General features: G+C 32.1%; 2 protein-coding genes. Both read left to right on the plus strand.

What is annotated here, in order from left to right; all coding sequences use genetic code 11:
- The first annotated feature begins 282 nt into the window (after positions 1–282).
- Positions 283–672 (plus strand): sigma factor, encoded by a 390-nt coding sequence (locus V7083_RS20125; protein WP_438823753.1) that lies wholly within the window; start codon positions 283–285, stop codon positions 670–672.
- A gap of 23 nt (positions 673–695) precedes the next feature.
- On the plus strand, positions 696–1834 hold a 1139-nt coding region (locus V7083_RS20130), incomplete at its 3' end, for an SMI1/KNR4 family protein (RefSeq protein ID WP_335481266.1).

Genomic DNA, 1834 nt, shown 5'->3' on the forward strand with positions numbered 1-1834 from the left:
CGCCTTTTTTGTTGATTTCCCTCATGAACAAACGTGGCAGATTAGCTTAATAAGGAATTTATAAAAGAATCAATAATTATGAATGACCGTTCTAATACGACGGTTTTTTATTATGAAAAAAATTAAAAATTGAAGCTAAATGAAAGGTTTATTTATCTAATAGATATAAGGCATACATAAAGAGGAGGAACAACCATTATCCGTTTAATAAAAAGGGCTCAAAAGGGTGATGACCAAGCGTTTCTTAAGCTCTTTCAGCAATAACAGGATGATATATACCGAATGGCTTTCACTTATGTGAAAAATCAAAATGATGCATTGGATGTAGTTCAGGAGACAGCATACCGTTCGTTTAAAAACATTAATACATTGAAAAACCCTGAGTTTTTCAAGACTTGGTTAATCAAAATTGCCATCAACTGTGCAATTGAACTTGTTCGGAAAAATAAGAAAGTGATTGAGTTAAAACCGCATTACAAAGAGTTTATCGGTTTTCAGGATGAGGATATATCGAAAGATTTAATTTTTTTTAAAGTTATCTTTAGATTGAATTATCTAATTAAGCAGTTTAATTTTAAAAATGAGGTTACGATTATTTATAAATTATACAATAAACAACAAAATGAAATTAACACTGTTTATCTACTGCCTATTGAATTATTATTAAAATAAGTTGCCGAGGCGGGGTGAAGTGAATGAAGGATATTACCTTCCTTTTATCAAAATGGGAGCAAATAATACAAAAATTAGAGAACAATAACGGCATAGTTCATCCAATTGAAATTGGAAAAAAAGCAACGATACAGGAGATTGAAGCTAAAGAAAAAGAGTTAGGGTATCAATTACCTCCATCGTATAAATACATTTTAATTAACTTAGGAACATCACTTTCGTTTTATTACTCATTTTCTGAAGATACCATAATTCCAAGTGAATTCAATGAAATATTTTCTGGAGAGGTAAATTGGAATATTGACTTCCTTCAAAATTTAAATATGTTAGCTGACGAACTTATAGAAGACGGAGAAGATTACGGAGCGACACTCAGAGGGAAATTAGAGTTTTCTCATGCCGGAAATGGAGATATTTATGCGTTTGATATGTCTGTTGAGAGTGAAGAGAAACCAGTTGTTTATTGGGACCATGAAGAAGACACTGTTACTTATATTGCGGATTCATTTATAGATTATTTATTTAGGATAACTGAACTTGGGTGTATTGGTAGTGAAAAATGGCAGTTTGAATATTTTCTAAGCGATATGGGGTTAGACACTACAAGTACAGCTGCAGCTAAGTGGAAACATTGGTTTGAGTCATTTTCAGAAACAACCTTAGATGATGTGAAAAATAACATGGAACAGCTAATAGCTTTTGCTATTTATCGAGAGAAATTAGATGTAGAATCAATCGATTTTCTCCGGAAATTCAATAGAAATGATTTATTTGATTACCTTTTAGAAGAACTAGATAAAAAAGATTCATTTAAAGACCAGAAGATATTATGTGAGGTGATTGGAAGAGTCTTAGGAAATTACGCAGAGAAATGGGTTAGAAGTCTGTGGGAAGGAAAGCAAGATATTATGGATACTAGATTACGTTCCTATCTAACTTCAATGTGTTTAAGTAAGGATGATGGACTACCTTTAGTATTTAATTTTCTTGAACAAGAATCTAATAAAAAGATAACTGGGTACGAAGCACTTTCCCATCTAGGTGAGTTTCATTCAAGGGATGTTATTTCGTGGATGGAGAATTATGTTAAATTTCCTGTGACAGAAGACTGGGACAAACTTTTCCTAATGTCCACCTTTTCATGGGAGGACATAAAAAGGTG

Source organism: Bacillus sp. JJ1764 (assembly GCF_036962145.1).
Taxonomy (GTDB): Bacteria; Bacillota; Bacilli; order Bacillales; family Cytobacillaceae; genus Neobacillus.